Origin of the sequence: Rhizobium sp. NPDC090275 (assembly GCF_044772225.1) — a bacterium.
Taxonomy (GTDB): Bacteria; Pseudomonadota; Alphaproteobacteria; order Rhizobiales; family Rhizobiaceae; genus Rhizobium.
Map to the genome: position 1 here is coordinate 438,874 of NZ_JBIVYL010000003.1, position 25,400 is coordinate 464,273.

Below are 25,400 nucleotides of genomic sequence, written 5' to 3' on the forward strand. Positions count from 1 at the left end.
CTCAGGTTGCAAAGACCATTGTCTAGCCCCTGATATCGATATAATCCAATGTCGATATTGTCACTGATTGATACCTGAGGGGTATGAAATGGACACGCGCCACATGCGCTATTTCGTGGCGCTCGCCGAGACCTTGCACTTCGGCCACGCGGCAGCCCGCATGAACATGAGCCAGCCGCCCTTCAGCCGGCAGATCGCCGCGATCGAGAAGACGCTCGGCGCCCGCCTCTGCGAGCGCAATTCCCGCAATGTCGCGCTGACGGCGGCGGGCCGGCATTTTCTGGAGGAGTGCCGCGCCGTGCTCGCGCATTTCGACGCCGCCTGCCGCGATGTGCAGCTGGTCGCATCCGGCGTGAAGGGCGAATTGAAGCTCGGCTTCATGATGAACGCCGCCTATAGCGTCGTCCCGGCGCTGGTGCGGCTTTACTCCGAAGCGCGCCCCGATGTCCGCCTCGTGCTCGAGGAGCGCATACCGACCGATATCGAGGAGATGCTGATCGAAGGCCGCCTCGACGCCGCCGTCACCTTCGGCGGCAGCCCGGCCGCGCATCTGCGCACCACGCTTCTCGCCCGCGACCGCCTGCGCCTGATCGTGCCGCGAGATCACCGCCTGGCGAAACTCGACATCGCCGGCCCAACGGACCTCGCAAGCGAACGCCTGATCGCCGCCCCCGCAAGCGTCACGCCGACGCTCCGCGACGCCATACGCAACTACTGCGCCGCCCCGGGCGTCGTCCCGCATTTCGCGCTCGAACCCCGCCTGCAGCACACCATCATCCGCCTTGTCGCCGAAGGCCTGGGCATAGCGCTCATCCCGCAGTCTTTGTGCGCGGATCTGGCCGAAGGGCTGGTCTCGCGGCCGATCATGGATGCGCCGGAGTTCGACATCGTGCTCTGCGCCTCGGCTGCGTCGAGCAACCCGGCGGTGCCGGCGCTGTTTGAGGTTGCGGAGAGGTTGGGCAAACGCGCCGAAGGAGCTTGATCAAGCAGCTAACTCCGCGCCAGCCGCCCCCTCATCTCAGGTGCAACTTGTTGCACCTGAACCCTTCGGGCCACCTTCTCCCCGAGGGGAGAAGGTAGGGTGAGGGGGCGACACGTTGGAACCGACGATCAGTCAATCGGGCTCATTGTCATAGGCCTAATCCCAAGCAGCGTTTTGGAGTACGATTCTGTAGCCGTCTGGGTCTTCGAAGGTTTTACCATTTCGATCCCAATAGGGATTAAATGCGGCAACAGGCGGGAACCCAGACGCGACCATACGGTCGACGGATGCATTCCATTCAATCGGATCAGGAATATAGAAGACGATCAAGTTGTCTTCGGTTGGGGCACGGCCGACAGGGTGCCCTACCTTCTTCGTGAACTCAAAGTGATACGGAACCCCACGCTGGCCGACCATTATGCCGTCAAAGCCATCGTGTCCCGCGAACTCGTAGAGCAATTCAAGCCCAAGACCGGCACAGTAGAACTGGCGGAGGGCTTCCAAATCATCACTTGGCCGCGCCACGCGGATTGTCAAAGGTTGCAAATCTCAGGTTCCTCGCATGTCATTGATCCCCAGCATTTAGAGATCGTGGCGGCTTGATCGTCAATGAATTGATCGCCGCTTAGGCCCGGTAGTAATCATCACCAGCCGATCACGTCGCGCATGCCAGCGTTGCTCCTCGCAACCTCACCCTCACACCCCACAATATCAACTACTTACACCACACATTTTCCCCACGCCCACCTCCTGCGCCACACTCACCCCGTCCCGTCTTCGGATACACCGGTTGCGTTGCCGGCGAGGTGGGACCGGCGCTTTCGGGAAGCCCCTGACGCAGGGTGAAACGAGGGGCGTCGCGGAATGGTCCCGCCAGCGAAGAGTTGGTGTGCGGGTGTGAAGGTCGGTTCGCCGATACCACGCGCCTATGCACATAAGGGACGGCGACTGGCCGACCGTGAAGTCCGGAAGGGTTTTGCGGAACGGCGCCGGGGTGCCGCGGGCGACAGGTCCGCGGAGGCCCTCCCGGCGTCGATCAAGACGGCCCATTCGGGATGCCCGGGGAGCGAAAGCCTCAAGAACAAGAACAATCCCGCGAGCATATCTCTGAAAAGATGCCGATCACCCGGTAAAGGAACCAGGACACGATTGCAGACCGCCGAACGGGGCGCCGGAAGGTGTCAATAAAACTAAACTATTTACGAGGCAGCTTTTGGCGCCCCGTCCGTACCAGTGCCGTATCAACCGGGGGTAAAACCTGCCGGGGTAGAGGCATGTAGTTTTGCAGGTAGGAGTTTTGAAAGTGGCTAACGTCAGCGCCCGCAGCCCCCTCATCCGGCTGCCGCCACCTTCTCCCCACAGGGGAGAAGGGACTCGTGGCGGGCCTCTTGCTCCCCCTATCCCCAGCGGGGAGAGGGTAGGGTGAGGGGGCCACACGGCACGCCGCCGGCCACCCCCTCATCCTCATATCCCTCAAGCCGCCTTCGCGACATCCCCATGCGGGTCGAGCACGAATTTCGTCGCCGCCCCGTGGTCGAAGCTCTCGTAGCCCTGAACGGCCTCTTCGAGCGGGATCACCTTGGCGTTGACGATATCGGCGATCGGCAGACGGTCGTGGAGGATCGCCTGCATCAGCTGTCGGTTATACTTCAGCACCGGCGTCTGGCCGGTGTGGAAGGATTGCGCCTTGGCCCAGCCGAGGCCGAAGCGCAGCGACAGGTTGCCGGTCTTGGCGGCACTGTCGACAGCGCCGGGGTCCTCGGTCACGTAGAGGCCGGGAATGCCGATCGAGCCCGCCGCGCGGGTGATGTCCATCATCTGGTTGAGCACGATCGCCGGCTGCTCGCCGCCCGAATGACCACGCGCCTCGAAGCCGACGGCGTCGATGGCGCTGTCCACCTCGTTACTCCCGGTCACCTGCGCGATCATGTCGCCGAGACGGTCGCTCTTCGACAGATCGATCGGCTCGAAACCGACGCGGGCGGCATGCGCCAGGCGATCCTTGTTGAAGTCGCCGATCATCACCACGGCGGCGCCCAGGATGCGGGCGGAAGCGGCGGCCGCAAGCCCGACCGGCCCGGCGCCCGCGACATAGACGGTCGAGCCGACGCCGACGCCGGCGCGCACCGCGCCATGGAAGCCCGTCGGCAGGATGTCGGAGAGCATGGTGAGATCGCGGATCTTCTCCATCGCCCGGTCGCGATCCGGAATTTTCAGGAGGTTGAAGTCTGCATAGGGGATGGTCACGTAGCGGGCTTGGCCGCCGATCCAGCCGCCCATGTCGACATAGCCATAGGCGCCGCCGGCGCGCGACGGGTTGACGGTGAGGCAAACGCCGGTGTCCTGCGACTTGCAGCAGCGGCAGCGACCGCAGGCGACGTTGAACGGTACGGAGACGATGTCGCCGACCTCGAGCATCTCGACATCAATGCCCTTTTCGATGATCTGGCCGGTGATTTCATGGCCGAGAACCAGCCCCGGCATCGCCGTGGTGCGGCCGCGCACCATGTGCTGGTCCGATCCGCAGATATTGGTCGAGATCACCTTCAGGATCACGCCATGCTCGATGCGGCGCCCATCGGGTGCCTCGAGCTTCGGATCATCGATGTCATGGATTTCGACAACGCCGGGCCGCATGTAGACGACGCCACGGTTCTTGCTCATTTTCATCTCCTCCGTTGAAAATGCTGCGGTCCGCGCGGGCTCCTCTTCCCGTGCGGTCATGGGTCGCAGCTTAGAGGAGAATGTCGCCGGCGTCGTCCCGTTTACGACGCTTTGGCCGCCCGAAACGGTCGCTGACGAAGAAGTGAGGCGAGGGGAGCGCGCACTGGGGAGGGCCAATATTTGCATCTTGCCCATGGCCGCATTCCCACTATGCTTTGCGGATAACAACATGTCGGGAGGCAACCATATGATCCTGCACTCAGTGCTGATGCGGCTGAAATCGGCCATCACGGGCGAAGAGAAGCAGTCCCTGTTTGAATCTATCGTCGCGCTGAAGCAGGTCATTCCGGGTATTCTGGATATCAAATACGGCCCGAACGTCTCGCCCGAGGGCCTGCATGCCGGCTTCGTCGATGGCTTCGCCGTCACCTTCGAAAGCCCGGAGGCGCGCGACGCCTATCTCGTCCATCCCGAGCATGTCGCCGTCGGCGAGCGCATCGTCTCGTCGCTGGATGGCGGCCTCGGCGGCCTGATCGTCTTCGACCTGCAGGTCTGATCCCGCAGGTCGAACGTCTCGGTTTCCGTCGTCAACTGCCCTTGCGCATCGCGGCGGAGATCTGATCGACATTGTAGCGGAACATCTTCTCATAGGTGGATGCCGGGCCCTTGGCGTCCGACAGCGATTCCACATAGAGCTCGCCGCCGGGCTCTGCGCCCGTTGCCTTGGCGATCTGCTTGACGAGGCGCGGATCGTTGGAGTTTTCGAAGAAGTAGGTCTTCACCTGCTCGGCCTTGATCTGCTCGATCAGCTTGGCCACTTCAGCCGCCGACGCCTCGCTTTCGGTGGAAACGCCGAGCGGCGCCAGGAAGCTCACATGATACTCCCGACCGAAATAGCCGAAGGCGTCGTGGCTGGTCAGCACCTTGCGATGATCTTCCGGGATCTTTTCGAACTTCGCCTTGGCATAGGCGTCCATCTCGTCGAGCTTCTTGGTGTACGCCTCGGCATTGGCCTTGAACGCCGCCGTATCGGCTGGATCGGCAGATGAAAGCGCCTTCTCGATATTGGCGACCCAGACCTTGACGCTGACCGGGCTGTTCCAGACGTGCGGGTCGGTCACCGTCTTGCCGTCTTCTTCCATGGTGCGCGTCTTCACGCCCTCGGAGACCGTCACCGGCGTTCCCTTGTAGCCCGAAGCCGCAATCAGCCGGTCCATCCAGCCTTCCAGTCCTTCGCCGCTGACGAAGGTGACCTTCGCCGCCTTCAGGTTCTTGGCGTCGGTGGGCGACGGCTCGAATTCGTGGGGGTCGCCGTTCGGCCCGACGAGGCTCTTGACCTCGACATGGTCGCCGCCGACTTGGCTGACGACATCGGCAAGCACGGTGAAGGAGGCTACGACCTTCAGCGTTTCGGCCGAGGCCGGCATGGCCGAGAAGGCCATCAACGCGGGAAGCGAGGCGGCAAGAAGCAATCTTCTATGGGGCATAGAAGGATCCTTTGGTTAGCCCTTGAGATGGGCGCGGGGGAAGAGACGCCGGGCAAGGCCCGACGGTGCGAAAAAGATGGAAAAGCCGTAGATCGCCGCCGCCGTCATGATGATCGTCGGCCCGGAGGCGAGCGCGAGATGGTAGGAGGCGATCAGCCCGAAATAGCCGGACGCCGCGGCACTCAAGGCAGCCACCAGCATCATCGAGGGCAGGCTGCGTGACCAGAGCTGCGCGATCGCGGCCGGCAGCATCATCAGCCCCACCGCCATCAGCGTGCCGAGCGCCTGGAAACTGGCGACCAGATTGAGCACGACGAGCAGCAGGAACAGGAAGTGATAGACCGGACCGCGCCCGCCGATCGCCCTCAGGAAACTCGGATCGAAGCACTCCGCGATCAGCGGCCGGTAGATCGCGGCAAGCACGATCAGCGTCAGCGTCGTGATCGCGCCGATCTGGTAAAGGGCAGGGGGATCGATGGCGAGGATGGTGCCGAACAGCACATGCAGCAGGTCGATGTTGGAGCCCCTCAGCGAGACGATCAGCACGCCGAGCGCCAGCGACGCGAGATAGAAGCTGGCAAAGCTCGCATCCTCCTGCAGCACCGTCACCCGGCTGACCGCACCCGACAGCAGGGCGACGGCAAGCCCCGCCACCAGCCCGCCGATCCCCATCGCCGTCAGCGAGAGCGATCCGGCGACGAGATAGCCGATCGCCGCCCCCGGCAGGATCGCATGGCTCATCGCATCTCCCATCAGGCTCATGCGCCGCAGCATCAGGAACACGCCGATCGGTCCGGAACCGAGCCCGAGGCACAAGCACGCAACCAGCGCCCGACGCATGAAGCCGTAATCGACGAAGGGCGCGAAGAAGAGATCGTAGATGGTCATGCGGCGGGCGCGCAGGCGTCTGCGTCCTCATCCCAGCGCTCGGCCATCGCCCTTGCTTTCAACAGGTTCTCGGCAGACATCGCGGAAGCGGTCGGGCCCCAGTCGATCATCTCGCGGGCGAGAAGCAGCGTCTGCGGGAAATGCGCGCGGATCTGCTCGAAGTCGTGCAGCACCGCCACGATGGTGCGCCCGTCGCCATGCCAGGTCAGGATCATCTCGATCAGATCGCGGGTGGTGCGGGCGTCGATCGCGGTAAAGGGCTCGTCGAGCAGGATCACTTTGGCGTCCTGCAGCAACAGCCGCGCAAACAGCACCCGCTGTAGCTGGCCCGATGACAGCGACCCGATCTGCCGCCGCTCGAAACCCTCCAGCCCAACGGCCGCGATCGCCTCCCGCGCCTTCACCATCTCCGCACCCGACACCCGCGAAAACGCCCCCGCCTGCCGCCATGCGCCGAGCAGCACGGTATCGAGCACCGAGATCGGAAACCGCCTGTTGATATCGGCCGCCTGCGGCAGATAGCCGAAATCGGTGCGCTGCAGCCGATGCTCCACGCACCCCTCGCTCGGCCTGAGCTCACCCATGATCGCCTTCAACAGCGTCGACTTTCCCGCCCCATTCGGCCCGGCAATGGCCGTCAGGCTGCCGGCCGTGATCGCGCCGGAGACATGGTGCACGGCCGGGTGCCGGTTATAGGCGACGGTGAGGTTGGAAAGCCGGATCAGCTCTTCACTCATGGCAGCAACACCGCCCATGCGATGGCGACCCAGAGCAGGGCGGCGACGACAACGGCGCCGATCACGCGGCTCATTGCCGAGGTGCCCATCAGGCCGGCGGCGAGGTTGTTCAGGAGGGTCATTGCGGGTACTCAATATGTAATAACATTACTTTGTAACGTTATAACGATAATTTTAGCCTAGACGCAAGCGGCCAAGTGCGAAAAATATCGACGATCGAAAGCGGTTGTGGAGAATAGGGAAGGGGAATGGGAAATGGGGGTGGGCGCATCGCCACGCTCTCGGCGTCATCCTCGGCCAACGTGCCGAGGATCTAAGCACGCCTCCAGGAATACAACGGTGCAATGGAGGTGTGAGGAGCCGGAGCCACTGGAATAAGCGGGAGGATGTGTGTTGGCGCCTAGGCACCCGCAGCCCCGTCCTCGCCCAGCGTCCATAGACGTCGAGCCAGTTGCACCTGCAGCAGATACTCGGGACAAGCCCGAGTATGACGGTCGTGGGGATGCGGCGTCGCTTCCCACACTCTCGACGTCATCCTCGGCCAAGGTGCCGAGGATCTAAACACGCCGCCAGGAACGCAACGGCGCAGCAAAAACGCAAGAGAGCCAAAGCCCGCCGCAACCGCCACGCAAGCCAGCGCGTCAGCGCGGCCAAGCGCCGGGCGAAACCACCACGCGGCCCCACCCCGCAACATCACCTCAAAGCTGCTCGATCATCGTCGCAGCGCTCGAAACCGTCGCCTGGCCGGGGTTGTCCTCGACGTTGAGCGACTTCACGACGCCGTCTTCGACCAGCATCGAGTAGCGCTTGGAGCGCACGCCGAGGCCGCCGCCGGAGAGGTCGGCGTCGAGGCCGATGGCCTTGGTGAAGGAGGCGTCCCAGTCGGGCAGGAAGTGGATCTTGCCCATGCCGCCGGAGGATTGCGCCCAGGCGCCCATGACGTGCCAGTCGTTGACGGCGATAACCGCGATGTCGTCGACGCCCTTGCCGAGAATGGTGTCGCGGTTTTCGAGATAGCCGGGCAGGTGGTTGAGCGAGCAGGTCGGCGTGAAGGCGCCGGGCACGGCGAATAGCACCACGCGCTTGCCCTTGAACAGAGCCTCGGTCGTGGTCTCGACCGGGCCGTCAGCCGTCTTTTCCTTGAAGGTCGCGGAAGGCAGCGTGTCGCCGATTGCAATGGTCATGACTATCTCCTGGTTATTGTTTGGCAGGCGCCGCCGAGGGCCGCCTAAGTTGAGATCAATGGCAGGTGTGAATGATAGGATCGGCCTATTTGAAAGCAAGCGGGCTTTCGATGGCGCGCGCTCCGTCGATCACAAGCGCGCTCCAGCTTTTGCCGGATATGTCGTAATTCTTGGGCAGCTTGCCGATCGCAACTGTCGTCGTCAGCGACGTGCCATCGCGCTTGCTCATCAGCTGCTTGGTGAAGACATAGCCGCTCGGGCCGGCAATGACGACGTCGGGCGTCGTGTCGCCGATGTCCGGGAGCGTGATACTGAGCGTCAGTTCCTTCTGGTCAGCCGACAGCGCATGCTTGCTCACCTTGAACTTAGACGACGGCGCCTCCGGCAGCCTGGCGTCGGCGGCGTCAAGAAGGGCCTTTTCCTCCGGCTGCGATTGCCCGGCCGTCGAAAGCGCGACGGTGAGGTCAGCCTGGAAGGGCACGCAGATATCCTTGCAGATGCCGATGAAGGCCTGCGCCTTGATCTCGGTGGCACCGCTCTCGGCCGAAAGCGTGAGCGGCAGCGTCACCGGCGCGTCGTAGCCGATGTCGTCGAGCCTGTCGTCCTTGATGTGCTTCGGGATCGGGTAGCCGATCTTGTCGAGCGTCACGCCCGTCTCGGGCGCGATCGTGATCTGCGGGGGGATGCCGCTATTGCCCGGCTCGCGCCAATAGGTGATCCATCCGGCATTGGGTTCGATCTGCAGCCCGGCGCGGATCTTGCCGTGCGCGTCGGGCGCCATCGCCACCAGCCGCATCCGCCCGCCGGCATTGTCGACCCATTCGCTGGTTCCCGCCTGCGCTGCGGAGAGCGTGGCTGAGGACAGGCCAAGAGCCGTGGCGATGATCAGGACGAGGCGTCTGTTGTGCGGGGCAAAGGTCATGCGGCAATGGTTATTCAAATCCGCTGCCCTTCGCCAGCAGCCGCATCCGATTTAATTTTCATTTTCAGTTGATTGAAACAGGACATTGGCCCATGTTTCTCTTGTCGGCGCCTCGAGCGGTCTGGCATCAGGAGGTATCATGTCCCTGTCGACCCTGAAAAACAGACGTGAACGCGGCTTCTTCGACGGCCAGTTCCTGATCGCCATGCCCGGCGTATCGGACAGCAATTTCGCCCGCACGGTGATTTACGTCTGCGCCCATTCCGACGCCGGCGCCATGGGTTTCATCATCAATCGCTCTCAGGAGCTTTCGTTCACCGACGTGCTCATGCATCTCGACATGATCAAGAGCGACGAGGCGATCCTCATGCCGCCGCCATCCGGCGACCTGTCGATCCAGACGGGCGGACCCGTGGAAAGCGGCCGAGGCTTTGTTCTGCATTCCGACGATTATCTCTGCGATTCCAGCATTCCCGTCAGCGACGATATCTGCATGACGGCGACGCTCGACATCATCCGCGCCATCGCCAAGGGCGAGGGCCCGAAGCGCGCCACCATGCTGCTCGGCTATGCCGGCTGGGGCGCTGGCCAGCTCGAAGCCGAGATCGCCAGCAACGGCTGGCTGAATTGCCCGGCCAATGACGCCCTCATCTTCGATCCCCATCTCGATGATAAATACGAGCGCGCGCTGGCCGGCATGGGCATTTCGGCGGCCATGCTCTCCACCGAAGCTGGTCACGCCTGAAGACGCAAAAATTCGCGGAACGAATAGCTGCGAACCACGTTCTCTTTTCGCACCGGGCACGAGGCCCGTACCAAAAGGAGACATCAGATGGGTAGCACCAGCGACAAGATTTCCGGCAAGGCCAACGAAATCGCCGGCAAGGCGAAGCAGGCTGTCGGCAAGGCGACCGGCGACAATTCGACCCGCGCCAAGGGCGCCGTCCAGGAAGCCAAGGGTAAGGCCCAGTCCGCCAAGGGCGATGCCAAAGGCAAGATCAAGGATGTCGTCGATCGCATGTGATCGAAAGCATCCCCGCAATGGCCCGTCGCGCATCCGCGCTGCGGGTCGTTTTGTATCAACTCCACGCTATGGGGCGTTCCATGCGGCTTTTCGCCTGCGATAACTGCGATCAGGTCGTGCACTTCGACAACCGGCAATGCGTACGCTGCAACCATCGCCTCGGCTTCTTAGCCGATGATCTCTCGATGCGCGCGCTCGAGCCGCGCGACGAGACGCTGTGGCAGCTGACATCGGAGCCTCAGCGCGCCGTACGCTTCTGCGCCAATGCCGGTCTCGATATCTGCAACTGGCTGGTCAATGCGGATGACGAAAATCCGTTTTGCATCGCCTGCCGCTATAATCGCCTGGTGCCGAATACCCATACGCAGGAGGGTATCGATCGCTGGCGCCGCATCAGCCAGGCGCAGCGCCATCTCTTCTATTCGCTGCTGCGCTGGCGCCTGCCGCCACCCGATCGTATCGAGGATCCGCAAGGCGGGTTGGTATTCGACTTTCTCGAGGATGAGGTGCAGGTCGACGGTAATGTCATCCCGGCCATGACGGGCCACGACGAGGGCGTCATCGCCATCCGCGCCGCCGAGGCCGACGACATCACCCGCGAACTCGCCCGCGCCTCGATGAACGAACCCTATAGAACGCTTCTCGGCCATTTTCGCCACGAGATCGGGCACTTCGTCTGGAACCGCCTGGTCCGCGACCGCGATGCTTTCGACGGCTTCCGCGCCGTCTTCGGCGATGAGCGACAGGATTATGGTCAGGCGCTTCAGAACCATTACCAGAACGGCGCGCCTCTCGGCTGGCAGCAGAGCTTCATCAGCGCTTACGCGGCGGCCCATCCCTGGGAGGATTTCGCCGAGTGCTTCGCGCACTATCTGCACATCGTCGATACGCTGGAGACCGCGCGCGGCTTCGGCATCGCGATCGATCCGCGCGGTCATGAGGAAATGGCGTCCGAGGTGGATTTCAACCCTTATCGGGCGGCAAGCGCCGAGCAACTGGTCAGCGCCTGGGTGCCGCTATCGGTGGCGATCAATGCCATCCAGCGCAGCATGGGCCAGCCGGATTCCTACCCCTTCGTGCTGTCGAACGCCGTCGTCGAAAAGCTCGAATATCTGCACCGGTTGATCCAGGATCGCGTCGCCGAACCCCGGCAAGCTGCCGCTTGAAGTTCAGCGGCCTGAGAGACCTCAGGCGCGCTTGGTCAGCGGAAACCGTTCCTTCAACAGCCGCAGCACCGATTCCGACGCCATCGGAGGACCGAAGAGATAGCTCTGGCCGTAGGTGCAGCCCATCTTCGCCAGTTCGATCGCATCCTCGTTGGACTCGATACCTTCGGCCACGACCTTCATCTCCAGCTCCCGCGCCATGGAGATCACCGAACGCAGCACCGTCGATTTCCGGTCGCTGGTGTCGCAGACCAGGGTCTTGTCGAGCTTGATCGTGTCGAACGGGAAGCGGGTGAGGTAGGAGAGCGAGGAATAGCCGGTGCCGAAATCGTCGAGCGCCAGCCCAAGCCCGATCTCGCGCAGCTTGCCCAGCACCAGGCGCGCCTGCTCCGGGTTTTCCATCACCATCGTCTCGGTCAGCTCCAGCTTCAGCCGGGTCGGATCGCAATGGGTCTTGGCGAGGACCGAGCGTACGTCGTCATAGAGATCGTTGTTGAGGAGCTGGGCGCTCGAGAGATTGATCGACACGAAGATCGGCAGCTCGCCGGTCTGGCTCTCCCAAGCCATCAGATCGTTGGTCGCCTGTTCGAGCGCGAAGACGCCGAGCATGTTGATGATGTCGGAAGCCTCGGCGATCGGGATGAATTCCGACGGCGGGATGTTGCCGCGCTTCGGATGCTCCCAGCGCATCAGCGCCTCGAAACCGGCGATCTCGACATCTTCCAGGCCGGCGATCGGCTGGTAGACCATCGACAGCTCCTTGCGCTCCAGCGCACGACGGAGATCCGATTCCAGCTGCAGTCGGTCGGCGCCGAAGTCGCGGAAGGCAGGCTGGAACGGCTCGACGCGGTTGCCGCCGGCGCGCTTCGCCCGGTACATGGCAAGCTCGGAATCGCTGAGCATCCCGGTCGCGTTTTCCTGCTGGTCGACGAAGGACGCAAGCCCGATCGACGCCGTCAGGATGATCTCGCGGTTGGCGAAGTTGATCGGCACCATGATCGCCTTGCTGATCGCGTCGGCGAAGTCGGCGATCTTGGCGGGATCGCGTTCGGACACGAGGATGAGGCCGAACTGATCGCCGGAGAGACGCGCCAGCGTGTCCTGCGGCTTCAGCAGCCGGCGAAGACGCCGCGTCAGCGCGATCAGGATATTATCGCCGGCGGCAACGCCCAGCGCGTCGTTGACCAGCTTATAGCGATCGATATCGATCACCATCACGGTCGGCCTCAGCGTATCGCCACCCGGTGCCAGCGCCAGCACGCCCTGCAGGCGGTCGAGGAAAAGCTGGCGGTTGGGAAGGCCGGTCAGGTTGTCGTGCAGCGCATCCTGCAGCAGCCGGTCGATCGAGTTCTTCTGCTCGGTCACGTCGATGACGGTGCCGACGCAACGGATCACTTCGCCGTTGGAATCGAGCACCGGCCGGGCGCGGATCAGGAGCCAGTGGAAATGCCCGTCCTCGGCGCGAATGCGGAACTCGTGGTTCAGCCGGCCGCGGCGATGTTCGAGCAGCACGTCGAGCGTGGCGCGGAAGCGGTCGCGATCGTCAGGATGCAGGCGCGGCAGCCAGTTGCGGGCGGCACCATGCATCGTGCCCGGCGAAAGGCCGAGCTTGACGGAGACATCGGGAATGGTGACGACGCGGTCGCGCGCCACGTCCCAATCCCACACCATATCGCCGGAGCCGGTCAGCGCCAGCGATTGCCGTTCGAGATCGGAGAACAGCCCCTGCTGGAACGTGCCACCGGCAAAGGCGTGCTGCATGACGGTGAAGCCGATCAGAAGCACGATTAGCACGAGACCACCGCCGAGCGCCGGCTGGATGATGTCGTTGTCGAGCTGGCCGGTGATCGTCAGCCAGCCGCCGAACAGCCATACCAGGATCAACGCCCAGGCGGGCACCAAGAGAATGGCGCGGTCGTAGCGGTTGAGGCCGAGATAGATGATGAGCAGCAGGCCCAGCGTCGCGGTGAGCGCGAAGGAGAGGCGGGCGATACCGGCGGCGATGGCCGGATCGTAGATCGCGACGCCGAAGAGCAGCGCCAGGCCCAGCACCCAGGCCAGCGTCACGTAGCCGAGATGCGTATGCCACCGGTTGAGGTTGAGATAGGTGAACAGGAAGATGACGAAACTAGATGCCAGCGCCACTTCCGCGCAGGCGCGCCATATTCGCTGGTCCGCCGAAGCGATACTGACGAGCTTGCCAAGAAAGCCGAAATCGACGCAAATGTAGCCGAGCACCGCCCAGGCGAGCGCTGCCGTCGCCGGTAGCATCGAGGTGCCCTTGACGACGAAAAGGATGGTCAGGAACACCGCCAGCAGGCCGGCAATGCCAAGCACGATGCCGCGATAGAGCGTGAACGCGTTGATCGTGTCCTTGTAGGCGTCGGGCTCCCACAGATAGATCTGCGGCAGTTCCGGCGTCGAAAGCTCGGCGACGAAGGTGATGACGGAGCCCGGGTTGAGCGTGATGCGGAAGACGTCGGAATCGTCGCTCGGCTGCCGGTCGAGCGCGAAGCCTTCGCTCGGCGTGATGGCGATGATGCGCTGCGACCCGAGGTCGGGCCAGAACAGCTTGGAATTCACCAGACGGAAATGCGGTGCGACGATCACGCGCTCCAGCTGTTCGTCGGATACGTTGGCGAGCGCGAAGACCGCCCAGTCGCCCTGGTGGTTGCCGGAGCTGGACCGCACCTCGATGCGCCGGCGGATGCCGTCGGCGCCGGCCGCGGTCGAAACCTGGAAGGCCTCGCCCTGGTTGGCGTAGATCTCGGTGGTCTTGGTCAGATCGAGCGCGGTGTCGTCGCGGGAAATCTTCACCGGTTCGGCCGCCTGCGCGACCCCTGCCATCAGCGCCAAAGCCGACAGGAAAAGCGCTGCGATCACCGCGACGAAACGTCCAGATGGTGATGGGTGCAGCATGCGTTTGTTGGTCATCGGCTGTCGGTTATCCTGCCTTTATCCGTATCGGTGGCGAGCAGTGAAAACATCACGTGATCATGCCACTGACCGTTGATCTTCAAGTATCCGCGCAGATAGCCTTCCCGCTGAAACCCGGCTTTTTCAAGCAGGCGGATGCTCCGAGCATTGTCTGGAATACAGGCTGCTTCGATACGGTGCAACTCAAGGCCTGCGAAGATGTAGGGTATAACCAATTGAAGTGCGGCGAACATATGGCCCTGGCCGGCATGCGTTTCGCCCATCCAGTAGCCGATCATGCAGCTCTGTGCCGCCCCGCGCCTGATATAGCCGATGGTGATGCCGCCGAGCAGCGTCATGTTTTCACGGTGGAAAAGCAGCAGCGGAACGGCCTGTCCGGATGCATATTCCTGCTTGCCGCGAATGACGCGCGCCCGGTACGAGCCTTCCGTCAGCTCGTCGCGTCGCCAGGTCGGCTCCCAGCGTTCGAGAAAGCCGCGGCTTGCCGACCGCAGCTTGTGCCACTGGTTGAAATCCTGGTAGCGCGGCAGCCGCAGCACATAATTGGCGTCTTCGATTTCAACTGCTTCCGGCTGCCGAGACAGGAACCGAAACACCGATTTTGGCATCGATCACTCCCGGCAACGCGAATGCAGGTTCAAAGTACGGCTTGCTTGCCCTGTGGGGCAGGCGAGGTGAGCGACGCGGCGATGTCTTCCATCGGCGCCAGATGCTCGAGCGGGCCGATTGCCGACAGCGTCGGCACGGTGTCGAAGAACAGCCGGCCCGCAAGGTCGGTCAGGCGTTCGATGGTGATGCCTTCCAGCCGCTCCATCATTTCAGGATTGGAGATCGGTCGGCCGTAGAGCATCATCTGCCGCGCCACCTGGCCGGCGCGCGCCGCCGGGCTTTCCTGACCCATCAGAAGCTGGGCGCGGATCTGGGCGCGGGCACGCTCGATTTCCTTCTGGTCGATCGAGGTCGCGGACTTGTGCAACTCGTCGATGATGACGGGCACCAGTTCCGGCAGGTTCTCGCCGCCGGTCGCGGCATGAATGCCGAAGATGCCGGTGTCGGAGAAGCCCCAGTGGAAGGCATAGATCGAATAGCAGAGGCCGCGGATTTCGCGCACTTCCTGGAACAGGCGGGACGACATGCCGCCGCCGAGGATGTTGGCGAGGATCTGCGAACAGTAGAAGTCGCGCGCGTGATAGGCCTTGCCCTCGAAGCCGAGCAGGATCTGGGCGTCCATCAGGTCGCGCGTCTCGCGGATATTGCCGCCGATATACTTGGCGGGGTCCATGACCGGCGGGGCGCTCGGCGCGGTCGGCAGCGAGGCGAATCGCTCCTCGACCATGCGCACGAACTCGTCGTGCTGCACGGCGCCGGCTGCGACCACGAACATGCGGTCGGTCGTGTAGTTGCGGCTGAGATAGCCGCGGATCTGCTGCGGCGTGAACGACACCACCGTCTGCGGCGTGCCGAGAATGGCGCGGCCGAGCGTCTGGTCGCGATAGGCGACTTCGGAAAACCGATCGAACACCACATCATCGGGCGTGTCGTTGGCTGCGTTGATTTCCTGCAGGATGACCTGCTTCTCACGCTCCAGCTCTTCCTCTTCGAAAGCGGATTCGGTGAGGATGTCAGCCAGGATATCGACGGCGAGCGGCACATGGTCTTTCAGGACGCGCGCATAGTAGGAGGTCGTTTCGGTCGAGGTGGCGGCGTTCACTTCGCCACCGACATCCTCGATCTGTTCGGCGATCTCGCGGGCGCTGCGGCGCGCGGTTCCCTTGAAGGCCATGTGTTCGAGCAGGTGGGCAATGCCATGCTCGTCTGTCGTCTCGTTGCGCGAACCTGATTTGATCCAGACCCCGAGTGCTGCACTTTCGAGATGCGGCATGGTCTGTGTCACTACTGTCAGCCCGGATTTGAGCCGGGTGCACTCAACTGTCATTGGCTATCTTTCTGCGCCTTCTGCCGATTAGGCCCGGGAATGCTCGTCGATAAATGTTTCTACCTCTTTGAGCTCGGGCTTAACGATCTGAAAGCGCTCCTCCTTGTCCATCAAATCAGCAAGCCACGTCGGAAGCGCGGGGTCAATACCGGATGCGGATTTTACGGCGGCGGGGAACTTAGCCGGATGCGCGGTGGCAAGCGTCACCATCGGCGAATTGGCCTTTTCATGCTTGTCGGCGACAAAAACGCCGATCGCCGAATGCGGATCGAGCAGGTAGCCGGTCTTTTCGAGCGTGGTCTTGATCGTCTCGGCCACCTGCTTTTCGCTGGCGCGGCCGGCGCGGAAATCCTTCTTGATGAAGGACATGGCATCGGCCGAAATATCGAAACCGTTCGACTGTTTCAGGCTGTCCATGGCGGCGCGGACCTTCGACGCATCGCGGCCATAGGCCTCGAACAGCAGCCGTTCGAAGTTCGACGAGATCTGGATATCCATCGAGGGCGAGGTCGTCGCCTTGACGTCCTTCATCTCGTAGCGGCCGGTCTTGATCGTGCGCGCCATGATGTCGTTTTCGTTGGTGGCGACGACCAGCTTGCCGATCGGCAGGCCCATGCGCTTGGCGCAGTAACCGGCGAAGATATCGCCGAAATTGCCGGTCGGTACTGTGAACGAGACCTTCCGGTCCGGTGCGCCCAGCGTGATCGCCGTCGTGAAATAATAGACGATCTGCGCCATGATGCGCGCCCAGTTGATCGAGTTGACGCCCGAAAGCTTCACCTTGTCGCGGAAGGCGCCGTCGTTGAACATCGCCTTCACGAGGTTCTGGCAATCGTCGAAATTACCCTCGACGGCGAGCGCATGCACGTTGGACGCCGTCGACGTCGTCATCTGCCGCTGCTGAACCGGCGAAACCTTGCCATGCGGGAAGAGGATGAAGATGTCGGTGCGCTCGCGACCGGCGAATGCGTCGATCGCGGCCCCGCCCGTGTCGCCCGAGGTGGCGCCGACGATGGTGGCGCGCTCGCCGCGCTTTTCCAGCGCATAATCCATCAGCCGCGCCAGAAGCTGCATCGCCACATCCTTGAAGGCGAGCGTCGTGCCGTGGAAGAGCTCCATCACGAAGCTGTTCGGGCCGGTCTGCACCAAAGGCGCGATCGCCGGATGGCGGAAGGTGCCGTAGGCTTCGTCGATCATCGCGCGAAACGTGTCGGCCGGGATTTCACCGTTGGTGAACGGCGACAGGATGGTGAAGGCGATCTCCTGGTAGCTCTTGCCGCGCAGGGCCCGGATTTCCTTCTTGGAGAACTGCGGCCATTCGCGCGGCACATAAAGGCCACCGTCACGCGCCAGACCCGCCAACAATGCATCGCAGAAACCGAGAGCAGGGGCTTTGCCGCGGGTCGAGATATATTCCACTGTCGTCATCCTTGATGTGCCGGGCCTAAATAAAATCCGGATTGAAGAGAAAACCTGTGTCGCGCCGCCCTTTGGCCGCAGCTCCGGCCTTCGCCGGCTGCAATCCCGAAATGTGCATCAAAACAGTGCTTACCCAATCGATTTTTGTTTGCGCCGCTGATATAGACCATCGCAAACTGTCACGAAAGGCCCTGTTTTCACTCAGCAGGCCTGGCAAAAAACTTTGTGAAGAGGGTGGAATAATCGTGCTCGGCAAGGTCTCTCGTCTTATCGCTTCCGTGTCCTTCGCGGCTGTTCTGGTCGGCTGCAACTCGCTCGGGATGGGCGGTGGAGAAACGAAGACGGCGGAAACGGCACCATCTGGCGCCACCGGCCAGATCATGCCGATGTCGCCCGCCAACCCGTCCTCCAACGACCCGTCGATCGGCACCGCCACCACGGCTTCCGGCAATACGGCGCGCGTCGTCCAGGGCGCTTGCCCGACCATCTACATGAAGGACGCCGACGCGATCCTCTACCGCTACGCCGGCGGCGCCAAGACCGGCGCGCCCGACAAGCTCTCCTTCCAGGCCTCCATCGGCAACTACACGCGCCAGTGCACGCTGAACGACCAGAACCTCGTCATGACCGTCGTGGCCCAGGTCCGCGTCGTCGCGGGCCCGGCCGGCACCGGCGGCAACGTCACGCTGCCGATCCGCATCTCCGTCTTCGACGGCGAAGACGCGCTCTATTCGGAAGTCACCAACTTCCCCGCCCAGATCGACCCGACCGGCGCCACCCAGGTGCTGTTCCGCAAGGACGACATCAAGCTTCCCGTCGGCTCCGGCGCACTGGTCCGCGTCAACGTCGGCTTCGACCAGGGCGCGCCTGCCAAGGGCAAGGGCAAGAAGAAGTCCAGCTAAGGTTTGGGGTAGGGGATCGCGGTTGCAGTTGCGTCGCGATTTCAAAGTTTGAGGTGGTGCCGTGTGGCCCCCTCATCCGACCCTTCGGGCCACCTTCTCCCCGTTGGGGAGAAGGGGAGGTTAGCGCAAGCGGCCCGCCACGAGTCTCTTCTCCCCAACGGGGAGAAGGTGCCGGCAGGCGGATGAGGGGGCTAACGGCACAACGCCTAAGCCCATTTCCATTCCCTCAAACATATCAATCCAAACTCACGCCACGCCTTCCCACTCCGCCAGCGCCGCAACCACACCCGGCAGATCCACCATCCGCGAAATCACCGTCTCGGCACCCGCATCCGTCAACCGGTCGGCGTGCGAGGGGTAGGTGTGCGAGGCGCCGGTGAAGCCGATCACCCGCATGCCGGCGGCGCGCGCCGCATGGACGCCGTGCACGGAATCCTCGACCACCACGCAGCGCGACGGCGACGCGCCCATCTGCTTGGCGCCGTGCAGGAAGATATCGGGCTTCGGCTTGACGCGGTCGGCGCCGAGGTCCTTGGCCGAGAAGATGTTCGGCGCGAAGAACTGGCTGAGCCCGACCTTGGAGAGCATCATGGTGAGCCGCGCGCTCGACGAGTTCGAGCAGATGCAGCGCTTGAGATCGATGCGCTTGATGGCCGCCTCGACGCCCGCGATCGCCTGCACGTCGGAAGCGAGCCGCATGTCGAGCAGCTTCTCGGACTTGTCGAGCAGCGAGGCCGAAAGCGGAATGCTGGCGTCGCGCTCCACTTCCATGAGGATGTTCTGCCAGGTCATGCCGGAGAAGCGCTCGCCCATCTCCTCGATGCTGATTGGGTAGCCGGCCTCCGTCAGAAGCTTGGACTCGACGTCTGCCGCGATGATTTCGGAATCGACCAGAACGCCGTCGCAGTCGAAAAGGATGAGGTCGAAGCCATTCATGTCTATCAAGCCTTGTTGGGGGATGCTGCGGCTTTACACGATGCCTCGCCCGATCTCAACCGGCCGGGCGTCATGGCTGGCCTGCGAGTGCCGGGTGGCTAGGGTTGCGCTCAATTGAAATGCCTGCGGATGCAGGCGCTTGCCGCCTCGACAAGCCATCTCGACAAGCCACGGCTCGCCCTCTAATGGATGAATATGGCCAAGGAACCGGAAGACACAATCGCAAGCCGCATCAGCCGCGTGCTCGCCGACCGCATCGTTCGTGGCGAACTGCCGGCCGGCTTCCGTCTGCGCCAGGATCATATCGCCGAGGAGTTCGGCGCGAGCCACGTGCCCGTGCGCGAAGCCTTCCGCCGCCTGGAGGCCCAGGGGCTTGCGATCAGCAAGCCGCGCCGCGGCGTGCGTGTCGCTTCCTTCGATATCAAGGAGGTCCGCGAGGTGGCCGAGATGCGGGCAGCACTCGAGGTACTGGCGCTGCGCCACGCCGCCAAGCATCTGACGCCTGCGATCCTCGACGCCGCCGAGGAGGCGACCCGCGAGGGCGATGCCGCGGCTGACGTTCACGCCTGGGAAGAGGCCAACCGCCGCTTCCATCGCCTGATCCTGACGCCCTGCAACATGAGCCGTCTGCTCGCCTCGATCGACGATCTCCACGCCGCCAGCGCCCGCTTCCTGTTTTCCGCCTGGCGTTCGGGCTGGGAGAAGCGCACCGACCACGACCACCGCGCCATCCTCGTGGCCTTGCGCCAGGGCAGGGCGGAAGAGGCGGCCGGCATTCTCGAACGCCACGTCCAGTGGATCGGCCGCGCGCCGAAATCCACCAACAAGGCTGGCGAAAACGGCGAAGCCTTCGCCATAGTCGGCTGACTTTCCAAAATTATAGATAATTTTTGCTCGACGTGATTTCCCCGGAGAATCGCGCATTTACGCCTGCTCTCATGGCTGATCGTGCGCATGATCCCTTTTGTCCGCCGCGCAATCGCATCGTGGCCGCTTGCCATCGCGAAAAATCTCTCTCATAAAATAGATGGGAATCAGAAATTATCTATAATTTAAGAAGGAAAGTTCATGTCCCTGTTCGATCAATCGTCCGACTTCCGTTTCGACCCGCTGCGCCTCGCCGCTCGCCCGGCCGCCATCAAGGCCGTCTTCATGCTGGCGGGCACGCTCATCCTGGCGCTCGCCTCGCAGATCTCGGTGCCGATGGTGCCGGTGCCAGTCACCATGCAGACTTTCGCGGTAACGATGATCGGCGCGCTCTATGGCTGGCGTCTCGGCGCCGCGACGGTTCTCGCCTGGCTGGCTGAAGCAGCCATGGGCTTCCCGGTTCTGGCCGGTGGAGCCGGCGGTCTGGCACCCTTCGCGGGCCCGACGGCAGGCTATCTCGCATCCTTCCCCGTGATCGCGGCCCTTGCCGGCTGGCTCGCAGCGCGCGGCTGGACCGGCGACGCCGTGATCCGCAGCTTCGCCGCCCACTTCGCCGCCAATATCCTGTGCCTGGCGATCGGCGGCCTGTGGCTTGCAAATATGCTGGGCATGGAAAAGGCCTGGCTGCTCGGCGTCGCTCCCTTCATCCTGGGCGCGGTGCTGAAGTCGGCGCTGGCGGCAGCCGTGCTGAAGGGTATCCGGATTTACGCCGGCCGCTGAAGTGACCATTCGCCTGCGCGCCCACCACCTGCTCTGCATGCTGACCTTCGTCGGTGAAGGCTACACGCCGGCCTTCACCGAGAATTACATCCGCATCGCCCGGCGCCTGTCGTCGGGGGAGGATATCGAGCTGGTCGACGGCCCCGACGATATTTGCGCGCCGCTGCTCTCAGGAGCGGCGGCGCATTGCCACAACGAAAGCGTCGTGGCGCGGGACAGGGCGGCGGCGCAAGCAGTCGGCCGTCTGTTGGGGATGGCGGTCTGGAAGGGTACCCGCATCTATCCCGACGCGGCGCTGCTGAAACGCCTGCGCCGCAATTTCGCTCTCGGCACGATCCGCAAGGCTTGCGAAGAGTGCGAATGGAGCGAACTCTGCAACGATATCGCCGAGCGCGGCTTTACCGATGTGCTGGTCGCGCCAAGCTGACGCATGTCTCCCGAAAGTGGTTCCCGGTTTCGGGACAAAGACATGCGCAAAAACAAGAGCCTGAAGCGCGTCGCGCTTCAGGCCGCGACCGGCGTCTCCACCGGAAACAGCGCCAGGAACTGCCGCTCGCCCTCAGGCGAAAAGATCACCGAGCGGCTGCCAGCCGTGCGCCGCGCCCAGCCCTTGTCGAAGAAATTCACCAGCAGCGCCTTGCCGAGACTGCCGGCCAGATGCGCCCGCCGCTCGCTCCAATCGAGGCAGGAGCGGCAGAGCGGCCGCCGCGATGCCTTGAGGTCAGCGACATTAATCCCGATGCACTGGAACGTCTCCTCGCCCTTCGCGGTCAGCGCCAAGCCGTCGCCCACGGCGTCGATCGCGCCCCTGGCAACGAGGCTATCCAGCATTCGCACCCCGTAATCGCCGGCCAGATGGTCGTAGCAGATCCGCGCCTTGCGCAGCGCCGGCTCCTTCGGGCCCGGCTGGTGGCGCAGATGTCCGCGGCTCGCTGCAAAGCCCATCATGCTTTCGATCAGCCGCGCCACCGTCTCATCGGCAAGGGTAAAATAGCGATGCCGCCCCTGTTTGCGGGGAAGGAGTAGCCCGCCGGCCTCGAGCTTGGCGAGATGCGCACTCGCCGTCTGCAGCGTGATACCGCCGACCGCGGCGAGCTCTGTCGCGGTCAACGCCTTGCCACCCGTCAGCGCGGCCAGCATGTTGGCGCGGGCGGGGTCGCCGATCAGCGCGCCGATCTGGGCGATATCAGGTCCTTCCTTCACCGCTCACCTCCTCAGGATGTCATCTTCCATACTTCGACCGTAGCCGAAGCATCTCCGTCCCGCAACATGGCAAAACATCCTGCAACCCCATCCTGCAACCAAGGAGAAAGAGTGATGATCACCTGCTTCATCCGCTATGAAATCGACCCGTTCAAGAAGGATGCCTTTACCGAATATGCGCGCAACTGGGGCCAGGCCATCCCGCGCAACGGCGCCGACCTCATCGGCTATTTCGCCCCGCACGAGGGTTCCGCGACCACGGCCTACGGCGTCTACAATATCGAAAGCCTCGCCGCCTACGAAGCCTACCGCGCCCGCCTTGCCGCCGATCCACTCGGCCGCGAGAACTACGAATTCGCAAGACGCGAGCGCTTCATCCTCAAGGAAGACCGCATCTTCCTGGCGAACGTCTCGCTCCCCCACGCTGCAAAGGTGTTGCCATGATCGCCGTCATCTTCGAAGTCCTGCCCTATATGGGCGAGCGCCACACCTATCTCGACCTCGCCGGCGAACTGCGCGCCGAGCTCGAGAAGATGGATGGCTTCATCTCGATCGAGCGCTTCGAGAGCCTGACCATGCGCGGCAAGCTGCTCTCGCTCTCCTTCTGGCGCGACGAGGAAGCAGTCAAACGCTGGCGCAACCTCGAACACCACCGCGCCGCCCAGGCCGCCGGCCGTGGCGGCATCTTCGCGGATTACCGTCTGCGCATCGGCCATGTCGTGCGCGATTACGGGATGATCGAGCGGGCCGAGGCGCCGGCGGATAGCCGGGCGGTGCATGATAGGGTGGGTTAGCCGGTCTCAATACTGGCTGCGGTCGTCGTTCTCGCTGTCATCGCTCATTTGCGCGCGATAGATCTCGCCCTGCCTTGCCTTGGCCCGCCACGGACGTGCCTTCTTGAGCGGTATGTCGTAGGCTGGATCATCCCGGTCTAATGTCGCCACGGCAAAACCGGGTTCTGGCGCCGCGGGGCATTGTACTACCCACTCTCCATCGGGGCCGATCGTGCCCGCCGGTCCCTTATGGGCTTTCTGAACAGGCGTGGCGGCGCCAATCCAGATGCAGTTCAAATCCGCGTGCGCTCTGAGGACTGTCTGGAAACGCGGCGGGACGCCGTAGGATGAAAACAGAACCGCGTCCACGCCGAGACGCTCATATTCGCTGAACACCTCCTGAAACTGTGATTCTATGCAGATCGCGCAACCGAAGCGATAGCCATCGACATCAAAAACGACCGGTGCTGTGCCGGGCGTATACCAGCCTTGGAGTTCCGAGTTGGAAAGGAAACGCTTGTCGTATCGATTGATCAACGCGCCGGCGTCGGAAAACACGTAGAGACTGTTGTGGGGCGGGCGGCTGTCGGAGAAGCGGTGTGCCCCACCCACTACCGCGAATATGCTAAGTTCGCCGCAGATTTCGGCGATGGAGCGGAGAGCAGCTCGCTGCGCCTCCCAATCGAATGTCGACCAGTCCTCGGGGCTCATGATCTGCATCTTGCCGTATCCGGAAAGAGCGCCTTCGCAAAAATTGATCAATCGTGCTCCGGCCGAAGCGGCTTGCCCGATCAGGTCTCGTATTGAGGCGACATTGGCTGCAATGTCGGATGACACGAAGGTCTGGGCCGTAGCTATTTGCAACTCTGCCTCCCTGAACGCTCGACTCACGCGTCTCAGCGTGACGAGCGGAGGAGAGCTTATATCTAAGACAAAGGCGAGCTACCTTTTTGCAAACAGGCTCAGCGGGTAGCGAAAACCTGCATCGCCGAGGATTCGATCCGCTCTCTCAAGCGCGGATGCAGACTGTCGCGGGTGGTGATGTCGACAGGGCTTCCGAGCTTTTCCTCGAGCATCAGCTTGATGCCGATAAGGTCGAAGGCGTTGAAGCGGCTCTTGGGGTCGTAATCGATGAAAAGGTCGATATCGCTTGCCTGTTTCGCCTCGTCGCGGGCAACCGAGCCGAACAGGCAAAGCGAGGTCGCGCCCAGCGCACGCACCGCCTCGGCATTGCTCTTCAGACGTTCGAGCGCTTCGCTTTTCCTCATGCCGCAAGCCTAGCGTATCCGGATGTACTTTGCCATTGGCCTGAATTTTTTCCCGAAATCGTACCCCGGTTCAGGCTTTGGTAACCAAGATGAGTAACCATAACAGACAGTAAAGAGCGTAATGTGTATGAGCGAGTTAAAAGATGGCGTCTGTATTTCCGCTTGCCGATCTCAAGGCCTCCGCAAAGCCGGATTCCTGGATCGACACGATCATCAAGGGCGATTGCGTTGCCGCTCTTGAAGCCCTCCCGACCCATTCCGTAGACGTCATTTTCGCCGATCCGCCCTATAACCTGCAGCTCGGCGGCAATCTGCATCGTCCCGATCAGTCGCTGGTCGATGCGGTCGACGACGAGTGGGACCAGTTCGCCTCCTTCGAAGCCTATGATGCCTTCACCCGCGCCTGGCTGCTCGCCTGCCGCCGCGTGCTGAAGCCGACCGGCACGCTCTGGGTCATCGGTTCCTATCACAACATCTTCCGCGTCGGCGCGACGCTGCAGGATCTGAATTTCTGGATCTTGAACGACATCGTCTGGCGCAAGACAAACCCGATGCCGAACTTCAAGGGCCGTCGTTTCCAGAACGCGCATGAGACGATGATCTGGGCGAGCCCGAACGCCAAGGCCAAGGGCTACACCTTCAACTACGATGCGCTGAAGGCCTCCAACGACGACGTCCAGATGCGCTCCGACTGGCTGTTCCCGATCTGCAACGGACACGAGCGCCTGAAGGGCGAGGACGGCAAGAAGGTGCATCCGACGCAGAAGCCGGAAGCGCTGCTTGCCCGCGTCATCATGGCCTCGTCCAAGCCAGGCGACATCATTCTCGATCCGTTCTTCGGCTCGGGCACGACGGGCGCCGTCGCCAAGCGCCTCGGCCGCCACTTCGTCGGCATCGAGCGCGAGCAGGATTATATCGACGCGGCCTCCGCCCGAATCGAAGCGGTCGAGCCGCTCGGCAAGGCGGAACTGACTGTTATGACCGGCAAGAAGCAGGAGGTCCGCGTGGCCTTCAACACGCTGGTCGAAAGCGGCCTCATCAAGCCCGGCCAGGTGCTGACCGACGCCAAGCGCCGCTATAGCGCGATCGTGCGCGCCGACGGCACGGTTACAGCAGGCGGCGAGGCGGGTTCGATCCATAGAATGGGCGCAAAGGTCCAGGGTTTCGACGCATGCAACGGATGGACATTCTGGCACTTCGACGATGGGCAATCCCTGCGCCCGATCGACGATCTCAGGGCCGTCATCCGCAGTGATCTGGCAAACGCGGGCTGATCCGCGAAAGGCCCGATCGAGACTGCCGTCGACCGGTTTTTGTACCTCCAG

The 25,400-nt window shown here is 62.9% G+C and carries 28 protein-coding genes; 12 read left to right on the forward strand and 16 right to left on the reverse strand.

Features of this window, described 5'->3' with window-relative positions; all coding sequences use genetic code 11:
• Positions 1 to 88: 88 nt before the first annotated feature.
• Entirely contained in the window at positions 89 to 982 is an 894-nt protein-coding gene (locus tag ACIQUB_RS10130; RefSeq protein ID WP_402929371.1) for a LysR family transcriptional regulator, read from the forward strand.
• A gap of 156 nt (positions 983 to 1,138) precedes the next feature.
• Here ACIQUB_RS10130 and ACIQUB_RS10135 read toward each other — a convergent pair whose 3' ends face one another.
• A complete protein-coding gene (locus ACIQUB_RS10135) occupies positions 1,139 to 1,528 on the reverse strand; it encodes a VOC family protein (protein WP_113235620.1) in 390 nt (129 codons plus the stop codon).
• Positions 1,529 to 2,455: 927 nt separating this feature from the next.
• Positions 2,456 to 3,646 carry a formaldehyde dehydrogenase, glutathione-independent gene (gene fdhA / locus ACIQUB_RS10140; protein WP_018899073.1) on the reverse strand — a complete coding sequence of 397 codons (1,191 nt, stop codon included), beginning with the start codon at positions 3,644 to 3,646 and terminating at the stop codon, positions 2,456 to 2,458.
• 247 nt (positions 3,647 to 3,893) lie between these two features.
• On the opposite strand from fdhA, the gene ACIQUB_RS10145 reads away from it, so the two are divergent.
• Complete coding sequence (locus tag ACIQUB_RS10145; RefSeq protein ID WP_113008693.1) at positions 3,894 to 4,202, forward strand: Dabb family protein; 309 nt, start codon at positions 3,894 to 3,896, stop codon at positions 4,200 to 4,202.
• A 31-nt stretch (positions 4,203 to 4,233) separates the two neighbouring features.
• Here ACIQUB_RS10145 and ACIQUB_RS10150 read toward each other — a convergent pair whose 3' ends face one another.
• The 6 genes from ACIQUB_RS10150 to ACIQUB_RS10175 all read right to left on the reverse strand — a co-directional run bounded on the left by ACIQUB_RS10150 (position 4,234) and on the right by ACIQUB_RS10175 (position 8,864).
• Positions 4,234 to 5,133, reverse strand: coding sequence for a metal ABC transporter substrate-binding protein (locus ACIQUB_RS10150; RefSeq protein ID WP_113235622.1), 900 nt, complete (start codon positions 5,131 to 5,133; stop codon positions 4,234 to 4,236).
• A 15-nt stretch (positions 5,134 to 5,148) separates the two neighbouring features.
• Positions 5,149 to 6,021, reverse strand: a complete 873-nt coding sequence (locus ACIQUB_RS10155) for a metal ABC transporter permease (RefSeq protein WP_113235623.1) — start codon at positions 6,019 to 6,021, stop codon at positions 5,149 to 5,151.
• A complete protein-coding gene (locus tag ACIQUB_RS10160; protein WP_113235624.1) occupies positions 6,018 to 6,758 on the reverse strand; it encodes an ABC transporter ATP-binding protein in 741 nt (246 codons plus the stop codon). The genes ACIQUB_RS10155 and ACIQUB_RS10160 overlap by 4 nt, the downstream gene beginning before the upstream one ends.
• On the reverse strand, positions 6,755 to 6,880 hold the full coding sequence (locus ACIQUB_RS10165; RefSeq protein WP_402929372.1) for a hypothetical protein: 126 nt from the start codon (positions 6,878 to 6,880) through the stop codon (positions 6,755 to 6,757). The genes ACIQUB_RS10160 and ACIQUB_RS10165 overlap by 4 nt, the downstream gene beginning before the upstream one ends.
• A 576-nt stretch (positions 6,881 to 7,456) precedes the next feature.
• On the reverse strand, positions 7,457 to 7,942 hold the full coding sequence (locus tag ACIQUB_RS10170) for a peroxiredoxin (RefSeq protein WP_018899065.1): 486 nt from the start codon (positions 7,940 to 7,942) through the stop codon (positions 7,457 to 7,459).
• An 85-nt stretch (positions 7,943 to 8,027) separates the two neighbouring features.
• Positions 8,028 to 8,864: a protein-disulfide reductase DsbD domain-containing protein gene (locus tag ACIQUB_RS10175; RefSeq protein WP_402929373.1), complete on the reverse strand. Its 837-nt coding sequence runs from the start codon at positions 8,862 to 8,864 to the stop codon at positions 8,028 to 8,030.
• 139 nt (positions 8,865 to 9,003) lie between these two features.
• Between ACIQUB_RS10175 and ACIQUB_RS10180 the strand changes: the two genes are divergently transcribed.
• The 3 genes from ACIQUB_RS10180 (at position 9,004) to ACIQUB_RS10190 (ending at position 11,054) form a co-directional block, all read left to right on the forward strand.
• Entirely contained in the window at positions 9,004 to 9,609 is a 606-nt protein-coding gene (locus ACIQUB_RS10180) for a YqgE/AlgH family protein (RefSeq protein ID WP_113235625.1), read from the forward strand.
• 87 nt (positions 9,610 to 9,696) lie between these two features.
• Positions 9,697 to 9,888, forward strand: a complete 192-nt coding sequence (locus ACIQUB_RS10185) for a CsbD family protein (protein WP_111561915.1) — start codon at positions 9,697 to 9,699, stop codon at positions 9,886 to 9,888.
• Positions 9,889 to 9,968: 80 nt separating this feature from the next.
• On the forward strand, positions 9,969 to 11,054 hold the full coding sequence (locus tag ACIQUB_RS10190) for a putative zinc-binding metallopeptidase (RefSeq protein ID WP_113235626.1): 1,086 nt from the start codon (positions 9,969 to 9,971) through the stop codon (positions 11,052 to 11,054).
• A gap of 21 nt (positions 11,055 to 11,075) precedes the next feature.
• Here ACIQUB_RS10190 and ACIQUB_RS10195 read toward each other — a convergent pair whose 3' ends face one another.
• The 4 genes from ACIQUB_RS10195 to thrC are packed head-to-tail and all read right to left on the reverse strand — an operon-like array spanning position 11,076 to position 17,355.
• Positions 11,076 to 13,988 carry an EAL domain-containing protein gene (locus tag ACIQUB_RS10195; RefSeq protein WP_113235627.1) on the reverse strand — a complete coding sequence of 971 codons (2,913 nt, stop codon included), beginning with the start codon at positions 13,986 to 13,988 and terminating at the stop codon, positions 11,076 to 11,078.
• A complete protein-coding gene (locus tag ACIQUB_RS10200; protein ID WP_113235628.1) occupies positions 13,985 to 14,599 on the reverse strand; it encodes a GNAT family N-acetyltransferase in 615 nt (204 codons plus the stop codon). Before ACIQUB_RS10200 ends, ACIQUB_RS10195 begins: the two co-directional genes overlap by 4 nt.
• 29 nt (positions 14,600 to 14,628) lie before the next feature.
• Positions 14,629 to 15,927, reverse strand: a complete 1,299-nt coding sequence (locus ACIQUB_RS10205; protein ID WP_113235629.1) for a pitrilysin family protein — start codon at positions 15,925 to 15,927, stop codon at positions 14,629 to 14,631.
• A gap of 27 nt (positions 15,928 to 15,954) precedes the next feature.
• A complete protein-coding gene (thrC, locus tag ACIQUB_RS10210; RefSeq protein ID WP_113235630.1) occupies positions 15,955 to 17,355 on the reverse strand; it encodes a threonine synthase in 1,401 nt (466 codons plus the stop codon).
• Between the two features lie 233 nt (positions 17,356 to 17,588).
• Here thrC and ACIQUB_RS10215 point away from each other — a divergent pair, with 233 nt between their 5' ends.
• A complete protein-coding gene (locus tag ACIQUB_RS10215) occupies positions 17,589 to 18,248 on the forward strand; it encodes a hypothetical protein (RefSeq protein WP_402929470.1) in 660 nt (219 codons plus the stop codon).
• Between the two features lie 246 nt (positions 18,249 to 18,494).
• Here ACIQUB_RS10215 and ACIQUB_RS10220 read toward each other — a convergent pair whose 3' ends face one another.
• Positions 18,495 to 19,184 carry an HAD family hydrolase gene (locus tag ACIQUB_RS10220; RefSeq protein WP_018899055.1) on the reverse strand — a complete coding sequence of 230 codons (690 nt, stop codon included), beginning with the start codon at positions 19,182 to 19,184 and terminating at the stop codon, positions 18,495 to 18,497.
• Between the two features lie 195 nt (positions 19,185 to 19,379).
• Between ACIQUB_RS10220 and ACIQUB_RS10225 the strand changes: the two genes are divergently transcribed.
• The 3 genes from ACIQUB_RS10225 (at position 19,380) to ACIQUB_RS10235 (ending at position 21,258) form a co-directional block, all read left to right on the forward strand.
• Positions 19,380 to 20,051 (forward strand): GntR family transcriptional regulator, encoded by a 672-nt coding sequence (locus tag ACIQUB_RS10225; RefSeq protein ID WP_113235632.1) that lies wholly within the window; start codon positions 19,380 to 19,382, stop codon positions 20,049 to 20,051.
• Positions 20,052 to 20,252: 201 nt separating this feature from the next.
• The gene (locus ACIQUB_RS10230) at positions 20,253 to 20,831 is read left to right on the forward strand and encodes a biotin transporter BioY (protein WP_113235633.1); all 579 of its coding nucleotides are present in this window, start codon (positions 20,253 to 20,255) and stop codon (positions 20,829 to 20,831) included.
• Between the two features lies 1 nt (position 20,832).
• The gene (locus ACIQUB_RS10235) at positions 20,833 to 21,258 is read left to right on the forward strand and encodes a DUF1284 domain-containing protein (protein ID WP_113235634.1); all 426 of its coding nucleotides are present in this window, start codon (positions 20,833 to 20,835) and stop codon (positions 21,256 to 21,258) included.
• 77 nt (positions 21,259 to 21,335) lie between these two features.
• On the opposite strand, the gene ACIQUB_RS10240 is transcribed toward ACIQUB_RS10235, so the two are convergent.
• The gene (locus tag ACIQUB_RS10240; protein WP_402929374.1) at positions 21,336 to 22,034 is read right to left on the reverse strand and encodes an ArsR/SmtB family transcription factor; all 699 of its coding nucleotides are present in this window, start codon (positions 22,032 to 22,034) and stop codon (positions 21,336 to 21,338) included.
• 114 nt (positions 22,035 to 22,148) lie between these two features.
• On the opposite strand from ACIQUB_RS10240, the gene ACIQUB_RS10245 reads away from it, so the two are divergent.
• On the forward strand, positions 22,149 to 22,478 hold the full coding sequence (locus ACIQUB_RS10245) for an NIPSNAP family protein (protein ID WP_402929375.1): 330 nt from the start codon (positions 22,149 to 22,151) through the stop codon (positions 22,476 to 22,478).
• Complete coding sequence (locus ACIQUB_RS10250) at positions 22,475 to 22,828, forward strand: antibiotic biosynthesis monooxygenase (protein WP_113235637.1); 354 nt, start codon at positions 22,475 to 22,477, stop codon at positions 22,826 to 22,828. Before ACIQUB_RS10245 ends, ACIQUB_RS10250 begins: the two co-directional genes overlap by 4 nt.
• Positions 22,829 to 22,834: 6 nt before the next feature.
• Here ACIQUB_RS10250 and ACIQUB_RS10255 read toward each other — a convergent pair whose 3' ends face one another.
• Positions 22,835 to 23,698 carry a carbon-nitrogen hydrolase family protein gene (locus ACIQUB_RS10255; RefSeq protein ID WP_402929376.1) on the reverse strand — a complete coding sequence of 288 codons (864 nt, stop codon included), beginning with the start codon at positions 23,696 to 23,698 and terminating at the stop codon, positions 22,835 to 22,837.
• Between the two features lie 71 nt (positions 23,699 to 23,769).
• Entirely contained in the window at positions 23,770 to 24,075 is a 306-nt protein-coding gene (locus tag ACIQUB_RS10260; protein WP_113235638.1) for a nucleotidyltransferase family protein, read from the reverse strand.
• 143 nt (positions 24,076 to 24,218) lie between these two features.
• Between ACIQUB_RS10260 and ACIQUB_RS10265 the strand changes: the two genes are divergently transcribed.
• On the forward strand, positions 24,219 to 25,349 hold the full coding sequence (locus ACIQUB_RS10265; protein ID WP_047507873.1) for a site-specific DNA-methyltransferase: 1,131 nt from the start codon (positions 24,219 to 24,221) through the stop codon (positions 25,347 to 25,349).
• Positions 25,350 to 25,400 lie beyond the last annotated feature (51 nt).